Consider the following 18,028-nt stretch of genomic DNA (forward strand, 5'->3'; position numbering starts at 1 on the left):
TCCCCGAGACATGGCGTTTTACCTGCACATCGACATGGACTCCTTCTACGTGTCCGTGGAACGCGTCCTCGACCCATCCCTCGAAGGCAAGCCGGTGATGGTCGGCGGCGCCGGCCGTGGCGTGGTGACCTCGGCTTCGTACGAGGCGCGCCAATACGGGGTGCGCTCCGCCATGCCCGGGTTCCAGGCGCGCCGGCTCTGTCCCGATGGCATCTTCGTTCCCGGCCGGCGCAGGGTCTACAGCGAATTCTCGCAGAAGGTGTTCGACCTGCTGCGCTCGTTCTCGCCGGACGTGCGCGCGTACTCCATCGACGAAGGGCTCGTCGATCTCACCGGCACGGAAAAGCTGATGGGCCATCCCGTGGGCACGGCGCACGACATCATCGGACGCATCAAGCAGGAGCTGGGGCTGCCGTCGTCCGGCGGCCTCGCCACGCACCCGACCCTGGCCAAGATCGCCGCCACCGCCGTGAAACCCCGCGGCCTGCTCTACGTGCCGCCCGGCGCCGAGGAGCGTTTCCTCGGACCGCTGGACGTGTCGGTCATCCCCGGCGTCGGCCCCAAGACACACCGCGAGATGGTGAGCCGCGGCGTCGCCACGGTTGCCCAGCTTCTTTCCCACCCCCGGCTGGGCAAGCGCTACCTGAACCTGGAGCGGCAAGGCGCCGTCCCGCACGCGCACGAGCACTCGATCGGGAGCGAGACCACGCTGTCGCAGCCGCTCACGGAGCCCGCGGACATGGAACAGGTGCTGGGCGGCCTCGTGGGCGAGGTGGCCGCGCGGCTTCGCCGCCAGGACGGGCGCGCCCGGCGCATCACCGTGAAGATCCGCTATTCCGATTTCAAGACCATCACCCGGTCGCGCACCCTGAAGGCGCCCACCTGCTTCGACGTGGACATCTTCAAGGTGGCGCGTGAACTGCTCGCGCACAACGTATCGCCGGGCCGGCCCGTGCGCCTCCTCGGGATCAGCACGAGCGGCATCACCACCGAAGGCTGGCAGGACACGATCTTCGACTACCGCGAGCGCGCCTCCATGGACAAGCTCTACAAGGGGATCGACAAACTGCAGGACAAGTACGGCAAGGGAGCCGTGACCCTGGGGGCGGGGAAGCGGCGCTCGGACTAGTGAACGACAGAACGACAATGACCGACACATCATCACAACACCCGTTTCTCACCGCCTGCCGTCGCGGCAAGACCCCTTACACCCCGGTGTGGCTCATGCGCCAGGCCGGGCGCTACATGAAGGAGTACCGCGACGTGAGGGCCAAGGTCGGCTTTCTGGAGCTGTGCAAGACGCCCGACCTCGTCGCCGAGGTGACGGTGACGCCGGTGGAGCGCCTCAACGTGGACGCCGCCATCCTGTTCGCCGACATCCTGTTGCTGCTGGAGCCCATGGGCGTGGGGCTGGAATACGCCACGGGCGGGCCGGTGATCGAGCGGCCGGTGAGGACCGGTGCGGACGTCGACGCGCTACGGGACCCGGTCCCGGAAGAGTCCCTGGCCTACGTCTACGCCGCCGTCCGCAGCACCCGCGCCGCGCTGGCCGGACGTGTGCCCTTGATCGGATTCTGCGGCGCTCCGTTCACGCTCGCCTCGTACCTGATCGAGGGCGGCGCCTCGCGCAACTACATCCACACCAAGCGGCTGTTCCAAACCGACCCCGGCGCTTGGAGCGCGCTCATGGACCGGCTCGTGGACGCCACCGTGACCTACGTCAACGCCCAGATCGAGGCCGGCATCGACGCTCTCCAGGTCTTCGATAGCTGGGTGGGTAGCCTGGCGCCCGGGGACTACCGCGAATACGTCCTGCCGCACATGCGCCGGCTGATGGCGGCCGTCACCCCCGGCGTCCCGGTCATCCACTTCGGCACCGCCACCAGCGGCCTGCTGGAGCTCATGCGCGAGGCCGGCAGCGACGTGATGGGCGTCGACTGGCGCGTGGACCTGGACGAGGCCTGGAGCCGAATCGGCCACGACGTCGCCATCCAGGGGAACCTCGATCCCGTGGCCCTGTTCGCGCCCCCCGCCGAGATCCGCCGCCGCGTCAAGGATATTCTCCAACGGGCCGCGGGCCGCCCCGGCCACATCTTCAACCTCGGCCACGGCATCCTCCCGGAGACCCCCGTGGACCACGTGCGCGCCATGGTGGACGCGGTGCACGAGCTCAGCGGGTAGGAAACATGTCCCGCCATCACGGGCACGACCACCACGGGTATGACCACCACCGGCACGAGAACGCCGCCCAGACCCCGAATCCGTCATTCCCGCGGAAGCGGGAATCCAGGGGTGGAGAGGGGTCCAGCGGCCGTGGGTCCTCCCCTCACCCCGCCTGGATTCCCGCTTTCGCGGGAATGACTGTCGGGTGTTCCGCACCAACCGCTACTTGAGCATGCCGGATTCGCAGCCATGAACAGGCACGTCATCGTCATCGGCGGAGGCATCTCGGGTCTGGCCGCCGCGCATCGGCTGACCGAGCTGAGCCGCGCGGGAGCCCTGGAGATGAGAGTCACGCTGCTGGAGGCCTCCGACCGCCTCGGCGGCGTCATCGCCACCGAGCAGACCGGCGACCTCCTTCTGGAACTCGGCCCCGACTCCTACATAACCGACAAGCCGGCCGCGTTGAGCCTCTGCGAGCGTCTGGGGCTCACCGACCGCCTCATAGCCCCGCAACGTGCAGACGGGCTGAAACTCTACACCGTCAACCGCGGCCGCCTGGAGCCGCTCCCCGAGGGCTTCCTGCTGATGGCCCCCACCCGAGTCGGCTCGGTGCTGCGCAGCCCGCTGTTCTCCTGGATCGGCAAGCTACGCATGGCCCTGGAGCCCCTGGTCCCGCGCCGCTCCGGCGCCGGCGACGAAAGCCTCGCCTCGTTCGTGCGCCGCCGGCTGGGCCGGGAAGTCCTGGAGCGTGTCGCGCAACCACTCATCGGCGGCATCTACGCCTCCGACCCGGAGCACCTCAGCCTCGCCGCCACCATGCCCCGCTTCCCGGAGATGGAGCGCAACCACGGCAGCGTCATCCTCGGGAGCCGTCAGGCGCAGAAGCGCCGCGCCCAGTCGGCCAGCGAAACCGGCGCCCGCTGGAGCCTGTTCGTCAGCATCGACGGCGGCATGGAAGTGCTCGTGCGGAGCATCGAGCAAGCACTCGCCCCCGGCGTGGTGCGACTTGGCGAGGAGGTCCGGGAGCTGTCCTGGAACGCGGACGCCCGCCGCTGGCGCGTCGCCACCGGGCGCACCGGATCAGAGCCAGATTCCAGCGAGCTGGAAGCCGACGCCGTCATCTGCACCCTGCCGGCTCATGTAGCGGGCGATGCCCTGACAACGCTGGACCCCGACTTGGCCAACGAACTCAAAGCGATCCCCTTCTCGTCCACCGCCACCGTCAACCTCGCCTACCGCCGTAGCGATATCGCCCATCCCCTGGACGGCTACGGCTTCGTGGTCCCCCACGTGGAAAACCGGGCGATCATGGCCTGCACGTTCAGCAGCGTGAAGTACGCCGGAAGGGCACCGAAAGACATCGCCCTGCTGCGCTGCTTCGTCGGCGGCGCCCTGCAAACCCACCTGCTCGACCAGTCCGACGAGTCAATGGAAGCCCAGGTGCACGACGACCTGACCGCCCTCCTCGGCATTTCCGGCGAACCGATCCTCCGGCGCACCACCCGCTATCCCGACTGCATGCCCCAATACAACGTCGGCCACCTGGAACGCGTCGAGAGAATCGAGAGCAGACTCAAGCACTTTCCTGCCCTCGCCCTCGCTGGCAAGAATTATCGGGGCGTTGGCATCGCCGACTGCGTCGCGGGAGGCGAAACAGCAGCGGAGACGATTGTGGAGAGACTTCCACACACGGGGTGATCACTGCACTTCCACCGAGGTCTCCGTACACCAGACGTCGCTTGGACATTGCCTTTGTCATTCCAGGCTATGTCAAGACTCCGCTTGGCCACGCAACGGCACCGCCGTACGAGTCGTCATTCCCGCGGAAGCGGGAAGGTGGATTCCCGCTTCCGCGGGAATGACGACTCGGGGCGTTGGTGTCAATTCTCATCCAAGCGGAGTTTTGACACAGCCTGATTCGGCAACAGAATTCTTGCCAAGAATTCTGTTGCCAAACAGCGGGTTCCTGCCGGACAGAGGGATGCCGCGACGTGACTGCTGATACGAGATGAAGCCCGTGGAAATCAGCCGCCGCGGATACTCTGCCCGCTCAGCGTCGGCTCATAAAGCATCTGGATCACCACCCCGTCCGGGTCCGCGCAGTAGAACGAGGCGCTGCCGTCGCGGTGGCGTTTGAAGGGTTTGATGATGGTGACCTGTTTGGCGCGGAACTCGGCTTCGAGTTCCTGGACGCGGTCGATGTCGGAGACGATGAAGCCGAGGTGATCGAGGGCGGAGGTGGCGGCGTCGGGAGGCCGGCCGACGGGGGTTTCGTGGAGGGCGAGGTTGTCGGAGCCGGAGCTCAGGTAGGCGTTTTGGGGGTCGGGCTGCCACACGACCTCCATGCCCAGGATATCGTGGTAGAAGGCTTTGGAGCGCTCGACGTCCTCGACGTTGAGGGCGATGTGGCGCATTCCCATGAGGCCACTGAGCGCCTTGGGCATGGTTTGGTCCTTGCTGGGGTTGGTACGCGAAACCTCGCCGCGTAATCGAGTCGTGGCCCGCAGGGGCGACCCGCCGGTCGTCCCTGCACGGATCATTTCCATGCCTCGCGGTGGATTCCCGACTCTCGGACAGACTGCTAACCGTTCATAGCGTCCTGGATGGCCCGGGCGGTGTTGAGCCGGGCCAGGTGGGCGCGGAACTCGCCGGACGCGTGGATGTCGTCCAGGGCGTCGGCGCCGTCGGCTACCCCGGCCGCGGCCGCGGTGATGTTGTCGGTGGTCAGCGCCTTGCCTCGGAGCTGGTCCTCCACCGCGCCGGCGCGGAAGGGCGTGCCGGCCAGGCCGGTGACGCCGATGGCGATGTCGGAGCAGGTGTCGCCGTCGGCCTTCAGGCAGACCGCGATGCCGACGATGGCGAAGCCCGAGGCCTTCTGCTTGACCTTGCGATACGCGGCGCGGGTGCCGGCGGCGGCCACGGGAACGCTCACGCCCGTCAGGATCTCGGAAGCCTCGATGGCGGTGGTCAGGGGGCCGAGGAAGAAGTCCCCGGCGGCCACCGAGCGAGAGCCGCCGCTGCTGGTCAGCGTCAGTTCGGCGCCCATGGCGAGCAGCGCCGCGGGCCAGTCCGCGGCCGGGTCGCCGTGGACCACGCTGCCGCCGATGGTGCCGCGGTTGCGCACCTGGGGGTCGCCGATGCTGCCGGCGGTGAGGGCCAGCAACGCGCCGTTGTTCTTGACGTCGCTGGAGGTCTCCACCTGATGATGCGTGACCAGGGCGCCGATGCGGAGCGTGCCGCCGTCCACCTGGATCTGCCGCAGGGTGTCCAGCCGCTTGAGGTCGATGACGACCCCGGGCTGAGCCAGCCTCAGCTTCATCATCGGCAGCAGGCTGTGTCCGCCGGCCATCACCTTGCCGTTGTCGCCGGCCTCCGCCAGGCTGGCGGCCGCGGCCTCGAGGCTGTCGGGAACGATGTAATCGAAGGCTGCTGGTATCATGATCGGCTCTCGCTATCTTCTTGTTTCGTAGTGGTCACTTGTTACCGCCCTGGCACAGGCGCCAGATCTTCTCGGGCTTGAGCGGCATGTCGATGTGCTTGACGCCGAACGGAGCGAGCGCGTCCACCACCGCGTTGACGATGGACGGCGTGGAGCCGATGGTGCCGGCCTCGCCCACTCCCTTCACCCCCATGGGGTTCACCGGCGACGGCGTCTCCGTGCGGTCGAACTCCAGGGGCGGCAAGTCTTCGGCGCGGGCCACGGCGTAGTCCATCAGGCTGCCGGTGACGAGTTGGCCGTCCTCGTCGTAGATCACCTCTTCCAGGAGCGCCTGTCCCAGGCCCTGGGCGATGCCGCCCTGCACCTGACCGTCCACGATCATCGGGTTGATGACCTTGCCGCAGTCGTCCACCGCCACGTACTTCTTGATCTCGATCTCGCCGCTCTGAGTGTCCACCTCCACCACGCAAATGTGCGTGCCGAAGGGGAACGTGAAGTTGGACGGCTCGAACACCGAGGTCGCCTGAAGCCCCGGCTCCATGCCGGCCGGCAGCTTGGTGGCCACGTGCGCCTGCAGCGCCACCTCCTGGATGGTGATGCCCTTGTCGGGCACGCCCTTGACCGTGAACTTGCCGTCCTCGAACTCCAGGTCATCGGTGCTGCATTCCAGCACGTTGGCGGCGATGGCCTCGGCCTTCTCGCGAACTTGCTGCGTCGCCATGTACACCGCGGTGCCGCCCACCGAGATGCCGCGGCTGCCGAAGGTGCCGATGCCGTTGGGCACCACCGCCGTGTCGCCGTGCTTCACGGCCACGTCCTCGATGGGAACGCCGAGATCGTCGGAGACGATCTGCGCGAAGGTGGTCTCTTCACCTTGGCCGTGGGGCGAGACGCCCGTCAGCACGGTGGCCTTGCCGGTGAAGTCCATGCGCACGGTGCCGCTCTCCCAGCCGCCCGCCGGCAGCGCCGCGGATGGCCCCATGGCGCAGATCTCGACATAGGTGGAGAAGCCGATGCCCAGGTGGCGGCCTTCTTCCCGCAGCCGCTTCTGCTCGGCGCGAAGGTCCTGGTAGCCCACCATCTCCAACGCCCGGTCCAGCGCCGCCTGGTAGTTGCCGCTGTCGTAGGCGAGGCCGGTGGCCACCTGCAGCGGGAAGTCGGAGGGCTGGGCGAAGTTCTTGCGGCGCAGCTCCACCGGGTCCATGTCCAGCTCCCGCGCGATCAGGTCCAGGGTGCGCTCGATCACCAGGGTGGCTTCGGGCCTGCCGGCGCCGCGGTAGGCGTCGGTGGCCACCTTGTTGGTGAAGCCGCCGGTGGAGGTGAACTTCAGGGTCGGGATCTTGTACGAACCGCTGATCATCAGGCCGGTGAGCGGCGGCATTCCCGGCGTCAAGAGCTGGTGATAGGCGCCGGTGTCCAGCAGGCTGTCGTAAGTGACGCCCAGGATCGTGCCGTCCTTCTTCACCGCGGCTTCCACGGTGCCCACCTGTCCGCGGCCGTGGATCGTCGCCTGCATGTTCTCGCGGCGTCCTTCGATCCACTTCACCGTGCCCTTGAGCTTCATCGCCAGGTGGGCCAGCAGGCCCTCCTCCCGGTAGACGTTGAGCTTGCAGCCGAAGCCGCCGCCCACCTCCGGGGCGATGATGCGGATGCGGTGTTCCGGGTAGTTGAGCATGAGCGCCAGCATGGCCCGCAGGAGATGCGGGATCTGCGTAGAGCTCCAGACGGTCAGCTCGTCCTCGCCCGGGAAGTACCGCGCCACCACGCCGCGCGTCTCCACCGAGATCGGCGCGAGCCGCTGGTGAATGAACTTCTGCTTGACGACGACGTCCGCCTCGGCGCGGGCCTTGTCCATGTCCCCGGTGCCGCACTCGAAGGTGAAGGCCTGGTTGCTGTCCCACTGGGAATGGACCAGCGGCGAACCCGGCTGCAGCGCCTTCTCCAGGTCCGAGACCGCCGGCAGCGGCTCATAGTCCACCTCGATGAGGTCGCGAGCGTCCCGGGCCGTGTACGAGTCCCCGGCCACCGCCACCGCCACCGGCTCCCCGACATACCGCACTTCGTCCTGGGCCAGCACCGGGTGCGGCGGCGTGCGCAGGGTCGGATTGGCGGCGGCGCAGGGCACCGAGCCCACGCTGTCGCCGATGTCCGCGCCGGTGACGACGGTGACGACGCCGGGCAAGGCCCGCGCCGCGTCCGTGTTGATGCCGATGATGCGGGCGTGGGCGTGGGGGCTCCGCAGGATGGCCGCGTGCATCACGTCCGCCATCCGGAGATCGTCCACGTAGTGCGACAACCCCTGCACCAGGCGGGGGTCTTCACGCCGCTTTACCTTGGTTCCTACAAGCTTGCTTACCGGCATGGCTTACGTCCCAGCTTTCATTTGTTCGGCGGCTTGCTGCACCGCGTCGACGATATGCTTGTACCCGGTGCACCGGCAGATGTTGCCTTCGAGCCCGTGGCGGATCTCCTTCTCCGACGGGCTCGGGTTCTCCTGAAGGAGCTGCCGCGTGGCCATGATCATGCCCGGCGTGCAGAAGCCGCACTGGAGCCCGTGACAGTCCCAGAAGGCTTCCTGTATCGGATGCAGCCCGTCATCGGTGGCGAGGGATTCGATGGTCTCGACCTCGCATCCGTCCACCTGCACGGCCAGCAGGGTGCAGGATTTCGCCGCCGCGCCGTCCACCATCACCGTGCACGCGCCGCACAGGCTCGTCTCGCAACCGATGTGGGTACCCGTGAGAGCCAGCACGTCCCGCAGGTAGTGCACCAGCAAGAGGCGCGGCTGGACTTCGTCCGTCCGGCTGACGCCGTTGACTCGAACCTGAATCGTGGTTGTGTTGCTCATGATCCTCCGTCCTCGATGGACCGCGAATATACTATTCCGCCAAACGGCGGGTCAACAAGAAATCAGCCGGTTGCCACGGTTTTGCCGGACACGGTTGCCGCGCCGCACACATAGGGCGGACACCGGCCACGCGGCTTGCGCGGGAACGAGGACAGGGCGTTCAACCAGAGAGGAGTTTACCTGGCGGTCGGCACCGTCCTTGACGATTCGCGGACGCATGTGACAGATTCTTCGCGTTCGCGGCGGAACAAATGTTTCGGCGGAACACGAACCCCCGACCGGGAGGAGAAACATGAAGGTATTTGTCACTGGCGCCGGCATGCTCGGATGTCACACGGCCAGGGAGCTGGCGAAGGCGGGGCACTCGGTCCACATCTACGACCTGAGCCCCGATCCCGCTTACGTCGCGGCCATCGCCGGGAAGCGGCGCGTGACCACGGTGCGCGGCGACCTCCTGGACCTGCCCAACCTGATGCGCGCCCTGGCGCAAGCCAAGCCGGCCGTGCTGGTGCACACCGCCGGACTCATCGGCGGCCAGGTGGAGAACCCGCCCTACCGCGGCTTCCACACCAACACCGTCGGGTCGGTGAACGTCTTCGAGGCCTGTCAGCTCGCCGGGATCAAGCGGCTGGTGCACGTCAGCACCTTCGGCGTCTACGACTGGGCCAACATCCGCAAGGGACCGGTCACGGAGGACGCCCCGCGCTGGGGCAACCGCTTCTATCCCTCCACCAAGGTCGCCAACGAGGTGATGCTGGACGCCTACGAGAACTACTACGGCATGGAGTGCGTGCGCATCCGCCCCAGCGGCGTGTACGGGCCCGGCCACTACCGCGGCGGCTCCGGCGGCGGCATCGCCATGAACCACTTGGTGCGCGCGTGCGTGGGTGAGGGGCCCGTGGTGCTCGAGAAGCGCCACGTGGGACCCAACGACTTCATCTACGCCACGGACGTGGGCCGCGGCATCGCCCTGGCCTGCACCGCCAAGGACGCGCCCGGCAAGGCCTTCAACATCGCCGTGGGAACGAATTACGGCCCGAAGGACTTCGTCAAGGCGCTGCGCAACCTGTTGCCGGGCCGCGAGATCGCGCTGGCCGAAGGCGCGGATCAAGGGAAGGGGCGCCCGCGCGTGGACCTGTCCGCGGCCAGGAGCATCCTCGGCTACGAACCGGAATATACGCTGGAGAAAGGGCTCGCGGACTACATGGAGGTGGTGCGGCGCCACGGCTTCTGGCACTGAGGCCGTGGCGGAGATTGGAGTCTCGCTTTCCAGGCCGTGTCAAACAGCGGGACCATACGGGCCATACGAAACGTCATTCCCGCGGAAGCGGGAATCCAGCCTTGCCTACGCTGTCTTTCCCGCGCGGGCGGCGTAGTCCCGCAGGATGCCGTCGACGTCGACTCCCAGCTCGCGTCCCTCGCGGATGACGCCTTCCTTCTGGCTGCTCCAGCTCTGCACGAACATGTTCTCCAGGAACTCGCGGTTGGCGGGCTCTTCGGCAAAGCGTGCGAGCTTTTCCGTGACCATGTCCTCGTGCCCTTCCTCGTCGTCCACGATGTCCTTGGCGAGTTGCCGCACCACCGGGTCCGGCGTGTTGTCGCGCATGTGCTCCATGAACACCACCGCGGACTTCTCGGCGATGTTGCACAAGCGGAACGAGCGCACGTCGCCGGTGAGGAACTGGCCGAAGTAGCCGTCGTAGGCCGCCACGGGAACATCGTCCGCGGCGCCGCGGCTGTCGAGGTAATCCCTGATCAGCGCGTGGTGCTTGTACTCGTCCGCCGCCTGCTCCGCCACGTGGGCGCGCTCGTGGGGCTCCAACTCGTCGTACTGCAACAGCGCCTTGGTGAACGCCACGGCGTGGGCCAGCTCCTTCTTGGACTGGCGCTGCATCAGCGCGACGAACTCCGGCGAGCGCGGGTCCAGCTCGGCCAGCGCCTTGCGGATGGCGATGACGGGCCCTTCCAGCTCATCGTGGTAGCGGCTCCACAGCGATTCGACGAATTCCCTTCCGGTCATGACATCACTCCTCCGCTTCGGGTTGACTCAAACTACCTGCCGGGCCGTTGCGGTGTCAATTGGGGATGCCTCGGGCAGGACCCCGCCCCGCTCTTGGATTCCCGCTTTCGCGGGTGTGTCAAGACTCCGCTTGGCCACGAGACGGCACCGCCCTACGGATCGTCATTCCCGCGGAAGCGGGAATCCAGGGGTGGTGGTGGGGGTTAAACGAGGCGGTTTCCCCGCCTCACCCCTCCTGGATTCCCGCTTCCGCGGGAATGACGATCCGTAGAATCCCGCCTCACGAGTCTTGGCACAGCCGCTTCCACCGGGATGACGGATGGAGCACCTGGTCCAGCTCTTTGCCGTGTGTAACGGTACTGCTACAAGAAAACCCACGAGGATGCGGTTGCCGCGGGTGCGATCGATACACTGCCGCGGCGGCCCGTTTGGGAAAGGAGACTCGACATGGCGAAGGATGCACGCGAGGCTTTCGAAAGTGTCTCGCTAGGGGCCGGGAACAAGGCCTACGAGATCATCGCCGATCTCGACCCGGAATACGCGCGGCACCTGACGGGGCTGTTCGTGGACGGGACCTTCGGGCGTGAGGGCGCCCTCGACCGGAAGACCAAGGAGCTGATCATGGTCGGCATCACCTGCGCGCTGAACCGGCCCCGGGGGGTGCGCCTCCACAGCGAACGGGCGCTCAAGCTCGGCGCGACGCCGCGGCAGGTACTGGAGGCGGTGGAGGTGGCCGCGATACCCGGGGGCATGCCGGGACTGTGGCTTGGAGCCGAGACGCTGGACGCGATCCTGCGCGAACAGGGAATCGAGTTCAAATGAGCCTGGCCCACGGGCCGCTCCACGGGGTCCGGGTGCTGGACCTGACGCGGGTCCTGGCGGGTCCCTACTGCACCATGTTCCTGGGCGACCTGGGAGCGGAGGTCGTCAAGGTCGAACAGCCGGGCGTGGGTGACGACACGCGCAGTTGGGGGCCGCCCTTCCAGGGAGGCGAGAGCGCCTATTTCCTGTGCGTCAACCGCAACAAGCGCAGCGTGACCCTGGACCTCCGGACGCCGGACGGCATCGCGTTGCTGCGCCGCCTGGCGCTGCGGGCCGATGTGCTGATGGAGAACTTCCGGCCGGGCACCCTCGCCGGCTGGGGCCTGCCCGAAACGGAGATCCGGCGGGAGAACCCGCGGCTGATCTACGCCTCGCTTTCGGCCTTCGGCGCCAGCGGCCCGCTGAAGGACCTGCCCGGCTACGACCTCGCCATGCAGGCCTGGGGCGGCCTCATGAGCATCACCGGCCCGGCCGGCGGCGAGCCCTCCAAGGTGGGCGTCGCCATCATCGACGTCGTCGCCGGCCTGATGCTGGGGCAATCCATCGCCGCGGCCCTCTACGCACGCGAAAAGACCGGTGAAGGACAAAGGATCGAGACCTCCCTCATGGAGGCGGAGGTGGCGAGCCTCATCAACGCCGGCAGCAACTACCTCGTCACCGGCGAGGTGCCCGGACGCTGGGGCAACGCCCACCCCAACATCGTGCCCTACCAGAGTTTCCCGACGGCCGACGGCCACTTGGTGGTGGCCATGGCCAACGACGCCATCTGGACGCGGTTTTGCAAGGCGGCGGGCCAGCCGGAGCTGGCGGAAGACCCGCGTTTCGACACCAATGCGCACCGCGTGGAGCACCGAGACGTCCTCATCGAGCTCTTGAACGAGATGTTCCGCTCGCGTCCGCGCGGGGAATGGATCGAGATCCTGAACGACGCGGGCGTGCCGTGCTCGCCGGTCCAGAACATCCAGGAAGTGTTCGAATCCCCACAGGTCCTGGCCACGGGGATGCTGCGGGAGATCGACCACCCGACCGCCGGCAAGGTGCGTATGGCCGGGCCGCCGGTGAAGTTCTCGGGCACGCCCGCGTCCATCCGGCTGGCGCCACCGCTCCTGGGGGAACACAACGAGCAGGTGCTCAAGGAATGGCTGGATCTGGAGGAGGCGGAGGTCGCGGAGGTTCGGAGACGGGGGACCCTCGGTTAGCGGCACGGGCCGCTGCGCAAGGACGGTGCACCTAGTGTCCTGCGTCACAAATAGCTTGATGAATCCGCGGGTCCTTTTCGCCGTCGGCTGCGTTACTCTTCCTCGCGTGGTGCCCGCCACTGCTCGTCATCGCGCCTTGCCGACGACAAAAATGCCCTCGCGGATTCATCAAGCTATTTGTGACGCAGGACACTAGCGGGAAGCGGACAAGCGAGGACAACGGCATGCGACAGGGAATGCACTTTGAAGAGTACCGCCCGGGCGACGTTTTCCGAACCGCCCGGCGCACCGTGACGGAGACCGACGTGGTCCAGTTCGTGAACCTGGTCGGGCTCATGGAACCGCTGTTCATTGATGCCGAGTACATGCGCGACGAGACCGAGTACGGCGGGCGCATCGCCCCCGGCAGCCTCACGTTCGCGCTGGCCGAGGGGCTGACCACCCAGACCGGCATGCTGCACGGGACGGGCCTGGCCTTCGTCGGCCTCGAAGGCATGCGGCTGTTCAGGCCGGTGAAGGTGGGCGACACGATCGCCGTCGAGATCGAGGTGCTCGACGGCCGCGAGACCAAGTCGCGCAAAGCCGGTATCGTTCGTTGCCGGCACGTAATCACCAACCAGCACGGCGAGACGGTGATGGACTATACGGTGAAACGCTTGATCCGCGGTCAGGACGCCTGACACCACACCAGGCGCGGCGGGACGCGCACTGGATCTTCGCGCTACGGCCGCTTATGGCCCCCGCGTGTCGCCCGCGGGCTCATCGGGGAAGAGCGCCTTGCGCAGTTGCACGAGAAACTTGGGGTCCAGCTCGAACAGCCCATTGACGGTCTTCTCGATGGCCGCGCCGTCCAGCGGGCGCACCTCCAAACCCAGCCTGTTGGCCCCCGCGACAAACGCCGGATCGGCCATGGTGTCCGCAAACGCCTTGCGCAGTTTGGCCACCTGCTCTTTCGGCGTCCCGGGAGGGAGCGTATAGGCCCGCGCCAGCCTCGCCGGGTCGTGAACACCGTACATGACCAGCATGCGGGCGTTCTCGGACTTGGCCAGGTCCACCGCGTTGGGGACGGACGGCAGATCCGGGTGCGGCCCGGACATGGCCTGAAGCACGACCTGCGCTTCGCCCACGGCAAGCATCCTGGCCCACGTTTTCTTGACCGACTGCCAGTGCCAGCAGCCGCCGGCCACTTCCTGCCTGCCGGCGGCCAGTCGGAGATTCTCAAGGCCCTTGTAACCGGGGATGAGCTTGATCGGCAGGCCCAGGGCGGTCGCGACGACGCGGGACATGTTTGTCGCGGCCTCGTTACGCCCGATGCCGCCCAGCTTGACGGGCCGCTTGCCGCCGGCCCAACCGGCCACGTCCGCGATGCCGCTCGCCTTGGTGAGGACGCAGACCGGATGCAGGGGCGCCACCGCGCCGACCCACTCGAAGCGCCGCGTGTCCACCTTCACATCTGTTCGACCGAATATCTGCTTGTGGATGAGGTCGCCCGCCCAGTGGCCCACGGTGCGGCCGTCGGGCTTGGCTTCGCGGTAGAGGTACTCCGCCGCCACGCTGCCGCCGCCTCCGGCCAGGTTTCGCACCGCCACCTTGGGGCGTTCCGGCAGATGCCGTCCGATGTGGCGTGCCAGAAGGCGGGTGTAGCTGTCGAAGACGCCGCCGGCGCCGGCGCCCACCACGAAGGTCAGTGGGCGCTCATCGGCTCCGGCCGCTCGGATGGGAAACGGCACAAGCACCAGCAACAGCGCGGCTGCGAGAATGGCTCTGGATAGAATCGCCACCACGGCTCCGGAGTCGTTGCGTTCCCTTGCTTGCGGCGCGAGGTGCGCGGCCGTGTGGGCGGTCGCGTGGGCGCTACGCCCCGTTCAGCCGCGGCATGACCTCTTTGTGGAACAGGTTCAGGGAGTCGATCACCTTGTCGTGGGCAAGGTTGCCGATGTGGAACATGCCCATGAAGTGATCGGCGCCGATCTGGCTCATCTGCTGATTGACCTGCGCCGCCACCGTGTCGGGGCTGCCGGCGATGACGAACCCGGTGTCGATGAGCTGCTCCCAGGTCATGGGATGGAAGTTGACCCGCTGCTCGTTGCCCGGGCGGAAGTAGCTGCCGGACCGGTCACTGACCATGGCGGCCTTGACCTTCTGCTGGTCGACCGCGACGTCGGTCTTGGCCTCGTTGAAGCCGCGGTTCCACAGCGTGAAGAAGTAACGCAACGGCGGCTCCGCCACCGCCCGCGCCTGCTCGTCGGTCTCGGCCACGTGGATGTGGCGGCAGAGGATGAACTTGTCCGGTCCGCTTTCCCAGCCGCTGTCCCGCGCCACCTTGCGGTAGTAGCTGAACGTGTCCTCGATCTGGCCCGTGGTCTGGTACACCTGCGCGATGGGGATCTGGCGCGCGCAGCACCATTCAATGGACTCGGCGCTGCGCGCCGCCACCCAGATGGGCGGATGCGGCTGCTGCACCGGGCGCGGCCAGATGGCACAGTTCTCGAACTGGAAGAAGTCGCCCTCGTAGCTCCACACCGGCTCGGTCCACGCCTTCATGATCACGTCGAAGGCCTCGCCGAAGCGCCCGCGGGATTCCTGCGGCTTGACGTTGTACCACAGGTATTCCGAGGGGATGCCGCGGACAAAGCCGGCTATCAGGCGTCCTTCGGACAGACAGTCGATCATGGCGTATTCTTCGGCCACTCGTACCGGGTGCTGGCGCAGCGGCAGGATGTTGCCGAGCACGCCGATCTTCATGCGGCTGGTCTTCTGGCTCAGCGCCGCCGCGATGAGGTTGGGCGACGGCATGGTGCCGTAGGCGCTGTAGTGGTGCTCGTTGAAGACCACCCCCTCGAAGCCCAACTCCTCGCAGTAGGCCATTTCTTCCAGGTGTTCCCGGTAGTTGCGCGAGCCCACCGGCGGATCGAAAAAAGAGCTCGGCACGGGCGTTCCCGGAACATCCTCGGGGACTTCCGGATAGGCCAGCAGGTCGAAGTTGTAGACTTTCATCAGGGTCTATCTCCTTTGCGGGCGGCTTGGTGCCCACTCTATCCCGTGAACATCTCGATCAGCGTTCCCGGCGGGAACGGCAGGCTCAACGAGTACTCGAAGACGGCGTAGAAACCCGCCCAGGCCAACAGCGTGAGGATGATGCTGATGGGCCATTTCTCGCCGGCGCCCACCTTGAGGAAGAGGAACGTGCACAGCGGCACGGTGATGGGGAAGCCAAACAGCCAGATGGAAGCGAAGAAGCCGAGAATCCAGCCCACGATGGTCACCGTCCGCCGTATGACCAACGGATCCGCTCCCGCGGCTGCCACCGCCTCCTTCCGTTGCCGCAGGAAACCCATGACGTCGATTTCGAGCTGCGCCAGGCAGAGCACGATGCCCGGGAAACCGATGACCCAAGGGAAAAGGCTGGCGCGATAGCCCCAGTCCCGCGCCTCCCAGACGCCCCATGCGAATCCCGCGAGGAGGACTGCCGTGAAGGCGATGTGCCAAACGGTGAGGCCTTTGGGCGCTTCGGCGGCCTCCATCTCCGGGACCGCAACCGGGATCGGCGTGGACACGGCCCCGGCGGCCTGCCGTCTTGCCTCGCGCCGCCGCTGGTAGATCGGATAGAGGATGCCCGCCAGGATAATCGCCCCGATGACCAGCACGCCCGGGAAGCCGACCCATCCCCAGCCGTAGTTGTCGGTGGCAAGGAACAGGTTCTTCTCGGCCAGCGAGCCCAGCACGAGCCCCAGCAGCAACGGCGGGCGCGGCCAGTCGAGCTGCACCATGATCCAGCCCACCAGCCCGAAGGCCAGCACCACGATGAGGTCCTCGAACGCGTTGTTCTGGGCGAAGCCGCCCAGGTAAATGAGCACCAGCAGGAACGGCAGCACCAGACTGCCGCGCACCTCGGTGATACGCGCCAGTTGCTTCAGGAAGATGAAACAGATGGAGACGGTGATGATGTTCGAGACCACTACGATCCACACGAACGAGAACGTGAGGTCGAGGTGCCCTCCCCGACTGGCCGGCTCCAGCATCGGCGGCCCCGGCACGAGACCCTGGATGATGAACGCCCCCAGCAGGATGGCCATGGTGACGCTGCCCGGGACGCCGAAGGCGATGGTGGGCACCAGCGCGCCGCCGAGGTTCGAGTTGTTGGCCGCGCCCGGACCGAGCACGCCTTCCACCGCCCCCTTGCCGAAGCGCTCCTTGTCCGGGGAGGTCTGCACCGCGTGGGCGTAGGCGACCCACTGGGAGACGGCGCCGCCCATGCCCGGGATGATCCCGATGTAGGTGCCGATGGCGCTGCAGCGAAGCACCAGGCCCCAGTGGCGAAACGTGTCCTTGACGCCCTCCATGACGCCGCCCAGCGTTTCCACCTTCTCTTCCGATATGCTCGAACCCTTGACCGAGAGTTCGATGATCTCCGGGATGGCGAACAGTCCAAGGGTCACCGGAACCAGCTTGATGCCGTCCCATAAATAGAGGCTGTCGAAGGTAAAGCGCTCGATCCCGGATATGGGATCGAGCCCCACGGTGGCGAGCATGAGCCCCAGGGCCGCGGCGGTGAGGCCCCGGATGACGGCCGTACCGCTGAGGGATGCCAGGAAGGTGACTCCCAGGAGCGCCAGCATGAAGAATTCCGGCGAGCCGATGGCGAGCACCAGCGGACGGACGATGGGGATGGCCAGGGCCAGCGCGAAGGCGCCGAAGACGGCGCCCACCAGCGAGCTCATGAGCGACGCGCCCAAGGCGCGGCCGGCCTCACCCTTCTTGGCCATGGGGTGGCCGTCCACGATGGTGGAGGCAGTTATGGCCTCCCCGGGGATGCCGAACAGGATGGAGGTGATGTCTCCCGTGGTGGCCGTCACCGCGGACATGCCCAACAGGAAGGCGAAGGCTTCCACCGCCTCCATCTTGAAGATGAACGGCAGCATCAGCGCCAGGGTGACCGGTCCGCCAAGCCCGGGCAGGATACCCACGGCGAACCCGATCACGATGCCCACCATCATGAGCGTGAAGGTCGTAGCGGTAAAAACTTGTGCTAGGCCTCCCACAAAGGCCTGAAGCATTTCACCCATGATCCCTGACTTTCAGTGAAGGGAGGTGAGCCCGGAAAGGAAGTGGCTGGGCACCCGATCCGGATCGATCAAAAGAATATCACGCGAGAAGACGCCGCGCGCCTTCCGGCGGGGCGTACTTGACGGCTGTCCGCCACGGCCAGCCGATCCGAGACATACGGACGGAGACGTTTCCCGGCTCACGCCGAGCGCGGCCGGGAAACGACCCCCCTCCATCCGATGCGTAACTACTTCTTCGGCAACAAGGTCTTCTTCAACAGGGACAACGTGGCTTCGTCCATGTTGTAGAGCCCCTTCATCTTCTTCGCCACCCAGTTGCCGTCCTGCGGATTCAACTCCACCTTCGACTTCTTGGCGGCGGCGACCAGCTCGGGGTCCTTCAGGGTATCCGTGAAGGCCTTCTGGAGCGTCTTGACCCGGTCCGCGGGCACTCCGGGCGGCAGGCTGTAGGGCCGCGACAGGGCGCGGTAG

16 protein-coding genes are annotated in these 18,028 nt (G+C 66.8%); 7 read left to right on the top strand and 9 right to left on the bottom strand.

What is annotated here, in order from left to right:
• Nucleotides 1–10 precede the first annotated feature (10 nt).
• The 3 genes from OXF11_14830 (at nt 11) to hemG (ending at nt 3,861) form a co-directional block, all read left to right on the top strand.
• A complete protein-coding gene (locus OXF11_14830) occupies nt 11–1,129 on the top strand; it encodes a DNA polymerase IV (protein MCY4488370.1) in 1,119 nt (372 codons plus the stop codon).
• A gap of 17 nt (nt 1,130–1,146) precedes the next feature.
• A complete protein-coding gene (hemE, locus tag OXF11_14835) occupies nt 1,147–2,181 on the top strand; it encodes a uroporphyrinogen decarboxylase (GenBank protein MCY4488371.1) in 1,035 nt (344 codons plus the stop codon).
• 231 nt (nt 2,182–2,412) lie between these two features.
• Nucleotides 2,413–3,861, top strand: coding sequence for a protoporphyrinogen oxidase (gene hemG, locus OXF11_14840; protein MCY4488372.1), 1,449 nt, complete (start codon nt 2,413–2,415; stop codon nt 3,859–3,861).
• 326 nt (nt 3,862–4,187) lie between these two features.
• Here the strand turns inward: hemG and OXF11_14845 are convergent, their stop codons facing one another.
• The 4 genes from OXF11_14845 to OXF11_14860 form a co-directional block, all read right to left on the bottom strand.
• Nucleotides 4,188–4,607 carry a VOC family protein gene (locus OXF11_14845; protein MCY4488373.1) on the bottom strand — a complete coding sequence of 140 codons (420 nt, stop codon included), beginning with the start codon at nt 4,605–4,607 and terminating at the stop codon, nt 4,188–4,190.
• Between the two features lie 137 nt (nt 4,608–4,744).
• Nucleotides 4,745–5,602, bottom strand: a complete 858-nt coding sequence (locus OXF11_14850) for a xanthine dehydrogenase family protein subunit M (protein MCY4488374.1) — start codon at nt 5,600–5,602, stop codon at nt 4,745–4,747.
• A 34-nt stretch (nt 5,603–5,636) separates the two neighbouring features.
• Nucleotides 5,637–7,964: a xanthine dehydrogenase family protein molybdopterin-binding subunit gene (locus OXF11_14855; GenBank protein MCY4488375.1), complete on the bottom strand. Its 2,328-nt coding sequence runs from the start codon at nt 7,962–7,964 to the stop codon at nt 5,637–5,639.
• Nucleotides 7,965–7,967: 3 nt separating this feature from the next.
• Nucleotides 7,968–8,450, bottom strand: coding sequence for a (2Fe-2S)-binding protein (locus tag OXF11_14860; GenBank protein ID MCY4488376.1), 483 nt, complete (start codon nt 8,448–8,450; stop codon nt 7,968–7,970).
• 292 nt (nt 8,451–8,742) lie between these two features.
• Here OXF11_14860 and OXF11_14865 point away from each other — a divergent pair, with 292 nt between their 5' ends.
• Nucleotides 8,743–9,690 carry an NAD(P)-dependent oxidoreductase gene (locus OXF11_14865; GenBank protein ID MCY4488377.1) on the top strand — a complete coding sequence of 316 codons (948 nt, stop codon included), beginning with the start codon at nt 8,743–8,745 and terminating at the stop codon, nt 9,688–9,690.
• Between the two features lie 105 nt (nt 9,691–9,795).
• Here OXF11_14865 and OXF11_14870 read toward each other — a convergent pair whose 3' ends face one another.
• Nucleotides 9,796–10,470, bottom strand: coding sequence for a ferritin-like domain-containing protein (locus OXF11_14870; protein MCY4488378.1), 675 nt, complete (start codon nt 10,468–10,470; stop codon nt 9,796–9,798).
• Nucleotides 10,471–10,917: 447 nt separating this feature from the next.
• Between OXF11_14870 and OXF11_14875 the strand changes: the two genes are divergently transcribed.
• From OXF11_14875 to OXF11_14885, 3 genes are all read left to right on the top strand, one after another.
• Nucleotides 10,918–11,292, top strand: a complete 375-nt coding sequence (locus OXF11_14875) for a carboxymuconolactone decarboxylase family protein (GenBank protein MCY4488379.1) — start codon at nt 10,918–10,920, stop codon at nt 11,290–11,292.
• Nucleotides 11,289–12,491, top strand: coding sequence for a CoA transferase (locus tag OXF11_14880; protein MCY4488380.1), 1,203 nt, complete (start codon nt 11,289–11,291; stop codon nt 12,489–12,491). Before OXF11_14875 ends, OXF11_14880 begins: the two co-directional genes overlap by 4 nt.
• A gap of 224 nt (nt 12,492–12,715) precedes the next feature.
• Entirely contained in the window at nt 12,716–13,171 is a 456-nt protein-coding gene (locus OXF11_14885) for a MaoC family dehydratase N-terminal domain-containing protein (protein ID MCY4488381.1), read from the top strand.
• 51 nt (nt 13,172–13,222) lie between these two features.
• Here the strand turns inward: OXF11_14885 and OXF11_14890 are convergent, their stop codons facing one another.
• The 4 genes from OXF11_14890 to OXF11_14905 all read right to left on the bottom strand — a co-directional run.
• Nucleotides 13,223–14,272 (bottom strand): tripartite tricarboxylate transporter substrate-binding protein, encoded by a 1,050-nt coding sequence (locus OXF11_14890; protein MCY4488382.1) that lies wholly within the window; start codon nt 14,270–14,272, stop codon nt 13,223–13,225.
• Nucleotides 14,273–14,345: 73 nt separating this feature from the next.
• Entirely contained in the window at nt 14,346–15,488 is a 1,143-nt protein-coding gene (locus OXF11_14895; GenBank protein ID MCY4488383.1) for an LLM class flavin-dependent oxidoreductase, read from the bottom strand.
• 38 nt (nt 15,489–15,526) lie between these two features.
• The gene (locus tag OXF11_14900; GenBank protein ID MCY4488384.1) at nt 15,527–17,548 is read right to left on the bottom strand and encodes a tripartite tricarboxylate transporter permease; all 2,022 of its coding nucleotides are present in this window, start codon (nt 17,546–17,548) and stop codon (nt 15,527–15,529) included.
• 236 nt (nt 17,549–17,784) lie between these two features.
• A partial coding sequence (locus OXF11_14905) for a hypothetical protein (protein ID MCY4488385.1) occupies nt 17,785–18,028 on the bottom strand: 244 nt, incomplete at its 5' end.

The sequence above is a fragment of the Deltaproteobacteria bacterium genome (genome assembly GCA_026712905.1).
GTDB lineage: Bacteria > Desulfobacterota > Binatia > UBA9968 > JAJDTQ01 > JAJDTQ01.